Annotated in this window: 5 protein-coding genes; 2 read left to right on the plus strand and 3 right to left on the minus strand. The window is 72.0% G+C overall.

Annotated elements, in window-relative coordinates; genetic code table 11:
- Positions 1–134: 134 nt before the first annotated feature.
- The 3 genes from ACIBEI_RS13130 to ACIBEI_RS13140 all read right to left on the minus strand — a co-directional run bounded on the left by ACIBEI_RS13130 (position 135) and on the right by ACIBEI_RS13140 (position 1,615).
- On the minus strand, positions 135–362 hold the full coding sequence (locus ACIBEI_RS13130) for a DUF3107 domain-containing protein (RefSeq protein ID WP_055519750.1): 228 nt from the start codon (positions 360–362) through the stop codon (positions 135–137).
- 200 nt (positions 363–562) lie between these two features.
- Entirely contained in the window at positions 563–1,204 is a 642-nt protein-coding gene (locus ACIBEI_RS13135) for a TetR/AcrR family transcriptional regulator (protein ID WP_143636525.1), read from the minus strand.
- Positions 1,205–1,399: 195 nt separating this feature from the next.
- A complete protein-coding gene (locus ACIBEI_RS13140) occupies positions 1,400–1,615 on the minus strand; it encodes a hypothetical protein (protein ID WP_398888083.1) in 216 nt (71 codons plus the stop codon).
- Positions 1,616–1,990: 375 nt separating this feature from the next.
- Between ACIBEI_RS13140 and ACIBEI_RS13145 the strand changes: the two genes are divergently transcribed.
- Both ACIBEI_RS13145 and ACIBEI_RS13150 read left to right on the plus strand, forming a co-directional pair.
- The gene (locus ACIBEI_RS13145) at positions 1,991–2,980 is read left to right on the plus strand and encodes an alpha/beta fold hydrolase (protein ID WP_398888084.1); all 990 of its coding nucleotides are present in this window, start codon (positions 1,991–1,993) and stop codon (positions 2,978–2,980) included.
- Between the two features lie 479 nt (positions 2,981–3,459).
- Positions 3,460–4,974, plus strand: a complete 1,515-nt coding sequence (locus ACIBEI_RS13150; protein WP_398888086.1) for a DUF3152 domain-containing protein — start codon at positions 3,460–3,462, stop codon at positions 4,972–4,974.
- Positions 4,975–5,229 lie beyond the last annotated feature (255 nt).

Consider the following 5,229-nt stretch of genomic DNA (forward strand, 5'->3'; position numbering starts at 1 on the left):
AACCCCCCCCCCCGGGAGCAAAAAACCCCTGTCGGGGCGGTTTGTGCGCCACCCCCCGCACCCCCCCCCCCCGGGGGCGCCGCTCTCCAACGGGGGCCGGCCCCCCCCCCCCCCCCCCCCCCCTTCTCATCGCCTTACAGCGCGCTGAAGCCCACCTTGCGGGCCGTCGGCTCGCCGAGCTCCACGTAGGCGAGGCGGTCCGCCGGAACCAGGACCTTGCGGCCGTGGTCGTCCACGAGGCTGAGCAGCTGCGACTTGCCGGCCAGCGCCTCGGACACCGCGCGCTCGACCTCTTCCGGGGTCTGACCGCTCTCCAGAACGATCTCGCGGGGCGCGTGCTGCACGCCGATCTTGACCTCCACGGCTATGTCCCTCCGACGGTCACTGATGTGCGCGTTCGTCCGCGCCGTACGCAGCACACATTAGCCCGGTGAGGGGACGTACATGCTCCGCCCGAGAACGCCAGGAGCGAACATCCGGTGGGAACAAAGTGGCGGTCGGTGGTGATCGCCCGTGGTGACCTCTGCGATCCCCACGATCAGTGGTGCTGCGGTCCCCGTGATCAGTGGTGCTCGCTGCCGTGCAGCGGGAAACCGGCGATGCCCCGCCATGCCAGCGAGGTCAGCAGCTGTACCGCCTGGTCGCGCGGCACGCTGCGGTCGCTGTGCAGCCAGGAACGGGCCACCACCTGGGCGAGTCCGCCGAGACCCGAGGCCAGCAGCATCGACTCGGCCTTGGACAGGCCGGTGTCCTCCGCGATGACCTCGCAGATCGCCTCCGCGCACTCGAACGTGACCTTGTCGACGCGCTCGCGCACCGCGGGTTCGTTCGTCAGGTCCGACTCGAAGACCAGGCGGAACGCGCCGCCGTCGTCCTCCACGTACGCGAAGTACGCGTCCATGGTCGCCCGCACCCGGAGCTTGTTGTCCGTGGTGGACGCCAGGGCGGCCCGTACGGCCTGCAGCAGTGACTCGCAGTGCTGGTCCAGCAGCGCGAGGTAGAGGTCGAGCTTGCCGGGGAAGTGCTGGTAGAGCACCGGCTTGCTGACGCCCGCGCGTTCGGCGATGTCGTCCATCGCGGCCGCGTGATACCCCTGCGCGACAAACACTTCCTGGGCAGCGCCGAGGAGCTGGTTGCGTCGGGCACGGCGCGGCAGGCGTGTGCCCCGCGGGCGCGCCGCCTCTGTCTGCTCGATGGCTGTCACGCCGCCTCCCAAAATCGTCCACATTGCGGTGAGCGCCGCGCGGCCATCGTACTTTTCGGTAACCGTGGTGTGCGCGGTGCGAGGGCAGAATTTCACGGACCGGACGCCGGTGAAAACCCTGCATAACGCTTGATGAAGGGGCATACCGGGCGGTCGCGTCTTCTCCGACCTCGGCCAGGTTCACCTCACCTCGGCTCAGCGGTAGTCGTCCTCGTCGAGTTCGACGACCCTCGCCTGTTCCGCGAGGTCCGCCTCGTTGGCGCTGTCCCTGTCCGCATCGGTCAGCGATTCGTCGCGGTGGGGTGCCAGGTCCGCGTGCTGTTCGGCCGCGTCGGCTTCGGGGGCCTCGACACCGATCTCGGCGTCGTCGGATTCCTCGATGGTCTCGGGGTCGGTGGGGTCGACGGTCATGTGTCCTCTTCCCGAGTGGGTGCGAGTGCGCTCTTGTGCGAGTAACGAGTGCCCTCGTCTATGAAGCGTATGAGAGTCGAGATCCGGACGCTATGCGATCGCGTCGCCGTTCGGCCGAGATCGCGCCGCCGTTCGGCCGGGTCCGGTCGTCGTCGTCCGGCTGCGGTCGGGCTGCGGTCGGCCGTGGTCCGGCTGCGGTCCGGCCGTCGTCCGGTCGCGGTCCGGCCGTCGTCCTGTCGCGGTTCGGACGGCGACCGGTTGTCGTCCGGCCGTTCCTCGGTCGCCGCGTGGACGCCGGCGGGCCCGCCGTGCGACACCGGGCCCTGTGACTGCGAACACACGATCCAGCGCGTGATCGTCTCGTAACATTGCCGCATGTCTTCGACCGAACTGCCGTCCGTGCTGGCCACTTCCGTCGCTCCTAGGGTCGGGACCGTCAGGGTGGCCGAGGGGGAGCGGCTGCGCACGGTCGGGCTCCCCGGGATCACGCTGACGGTCCGGTCGAGACCGCCGGTGCGGGAGGGACTGCCGCCCGCGCTGTACGTGCACGGGCTGGGCGGTTCCTCGCAGAACTGGTCGGCGCTGATGCCCCTCCTGGACGGCCTCGTGGACAGCGAGGCCGTCGATCTGCCGGGCTTCGGCGACTCCCCGCCACCGGACGACGGCGACTACTCGGTGACCGGGCACGCGCGCGCGGTCATCCGTTTTCTCGACGCGGCCGAGCGCGGTCCCGTGCACCTCTTCGGGAACTCGCTGGGCGGCGCGGTCACCACGCGCGTCGCGGCCGTACGGCCCGATCTCGTCCGCACGCTCACCCTCGTCTCACCGGCGCTCCCGGAGATCCGGGTGCAGCGCTCGGCCGTGCCGACGGCGCTGCTGGCCCTGCCCGGCGTGGCGGGCCTGTTCACCAGGTTCACCAAGGACTGGTCGGCCGAACAGCGCGTACGGGGGGTCACGGCGCTCTGTTACGGCGACCCCGGCATGGTCACGCCCGAGGGATTCCGCAACGCGGTCGAGGAGATGGAGCGACGGCTCGCCCTCCCCTACTTCTGGGACGCCATGGCACGCTCGGCACGCGGCATCGTGAACGCGTACACGCTGGGTGGCCAGCACGGACTGTGGCGCCAGGCCGAGCGGGTGCTCGCGCCGACGCTCCTCGTCTACGGGGGTCGCGACCAGCTCGTCTCGTATCGGATGGCCCAGCGGGCGGCACGTGCCTTTCGCGACTCGCGGTTGCTGACGTTGCCTGACGCGGGACATGTGGCGATGATGGAGTACCCGGAGACCGTGGCCACGGCCTTCCGCGAACTCCTCGCGGACACCGGCGAGTTGGCCGACACCGGCCCTACCAGCGCGAGGAGCTGAGGCGGGACGTGGGACGTCACAGCCGCCGCGGGCCGGCCCCCAAGGGCGACACGGCCGACATACACGTGGTTCCCGCCGCCCGGCCGGAACCGGAGCCGGAGAAGAGGAAACGATCCGGGCGTCGTCGGGGGTCTGCCGAACAGCAGGCTCCTCAGCCGCCGAGGACTCAGCCGCCGAGGGGCGGCACACCGGCCCAGGGCGTGCCCCGGCTGCCCGAGGGGTGGGCACCCCGAGGGTCTGCGGGCGTGCAGGGGCAGGGAGTTCCGCGGGGCGGGATGCCTCCGGGCGGGGCCCCGGGATTCGCGGGCGGTGCGCCGACGGGGGGACCTTCGCGGTTCTCCGGCGGCCCGCAGGCGGGAGGAACCGCCGGTGGCGGAGCCGCCGGTGGGGGAGCGCCCACCGGGCGGCTTCCCGACGGCACGCCCGCGTACGGGTTTCCGCGCCTTCCCGACGGGACTCCGGCGCACGGATTTCCTCGGATGCAGGACGGGCGGCCGCAGGACGGGCGAACGCAGGGTGGGCGGACCCAGGACGGAACGCCCGCTCGTGGGGTTCCGCGTCCGCAGGACGGCACCCCCGCCTACGGCTTTCCACGGCCGCAGGACGGCACCCCTGCCCATGGCTTTCCGCGGCTGCCCGACGGCACCCCGGCGCATGGGTTTCCCCGGCTGCCCGACGGGACTCCGGTCCGTGGCACGCCGCGCTATCCCGACGGCACTCCCGTCCATGGCGTGCCCCGGGTGCGCGGTGGGCATCCCGAGCAGCGCGAAACCGGCGGCGCGTGGGGCGAGTTGAGGGGCGGGCCGCGTGCGGGCGCCGGTTACGGCGGGCCGCAGGCATCCCCGCAAGGGCCTCCCGGGGCAGTGCGGCCCGGGCCCGGACAGGGTCAGGGCGGGCCGCCGGGCCGACCCGGCCCGACGGTTCCCCGGCAGCGGTTCGCGCCGCCCCGGTCGGGAGCCGGCGGCCCCCGGCAGGCCTACGTCGACGCCTTCGACCAGGGCGACGACTCCTTCGCGCCCCGTTCGGCCGCCACGGCGACCCTTCGCGCGGACCCTTACGCCTCCGTCACCGTCTGGGACGACGAGGTCGAGCACAAGGTCGCCCCGGGCGGGCACAAGAGGCCCCCGGGCGATCAGGAACCCCCGGACGCGCGGCCCGAGAAGGCCAGGGGAGGCAAGGGCCGGGCCTTCACCGGCATCGCTGCAGCCGCCGTCACCACCGTCCTGGCCGTCGTCGTGGCCGGGCAGGTCACCGGGGGGCGCGAGGACGACTCCGTACGCCCGCAATCCGCGAGCGGCGCCGACCAGGAGGCCAAGGACTCGGCGTCGCGCACCGACGGCCGGCCGGTCCCGTCCGCATCGGCGGGTGCGGATGCGGGACAGGGCGCGGTCACGCTGTCGTACTCCCAGCAGATGGCGAAGAAGTATCCCCTGGCGGCCGATCTCAAGGGCTCCGGGGAATTCGACGCGGTCCCCGGGTTCGACAAGGCGCCGGGGACCGGGCGGAAGTACACCTACCGCGTCGACGTCGAGCAGGGCCTCGGCCTCGACGGCGGACTCTTCGCGGAGGCCGTGCAGAAGACCCTGAACGACGACCGGAGTTGGGCCCACGACGGCGGCCGCACCTTCGAGCGGGTCTCCTCCGGGAAGTCCGACTTCGTCATCACCCTGGCGAGTCCCGGGACGACGGCGTTCTGGTGTGCCAAGTCGGGCCTCGACACCACCGAGGACAACGTCTCCTGCGACTCGGCCGCCACCGAACGCGTGATGATCAACGCGTACCGCTGGGCCCAGGGTTCCGAGACGTACGGCGACAAGATGTACGCGTACCGCCAGATGCTGATCAACCACGAGATCGGCCACCGGCTCGGCTTCGGCCATGTGAGCTGCAGTGTCGACGGCGCGCTCGCCCCCGTCATGCAGCAGCAGACCAAGTTCCTCGACCACGACGGAATCAGCTGTCGGCCCAACCCCTGGGCGTTCCCCGGGAACTGACGCCATTCCCCGGGGACCGACGGCCTTTCGCCGGAAACTCGCGGGCCGTGACATGACGAAACGTGTTCGGTTGATCTCTTAGCGCGACAGAACGCGACCCGCACGGGAAAGTTACGACCGTTCACCCCTTTTGGTGGGGGGGGGGGGGGCCCCCCCCCCCCCCCCCCGCAACGAGCCCGAACTATAGTGCCCCGCGCCCCGCCCCCGCGCCCACGGCCCCCCCAACAATGCCACAGCGGGGGGCGACGGCGGCGA

The sequence above is a fragment of the Streptomyces sp. NPDC050988 genome (assembly GCF_044456225.1).
In the GTDB taxonomy this organism is placed as follows: domain Bacteria; phylum Actinomycetota; class Actinomycetes; order Streptomycetales; family Streptomycetaceae; genus Streptomyces.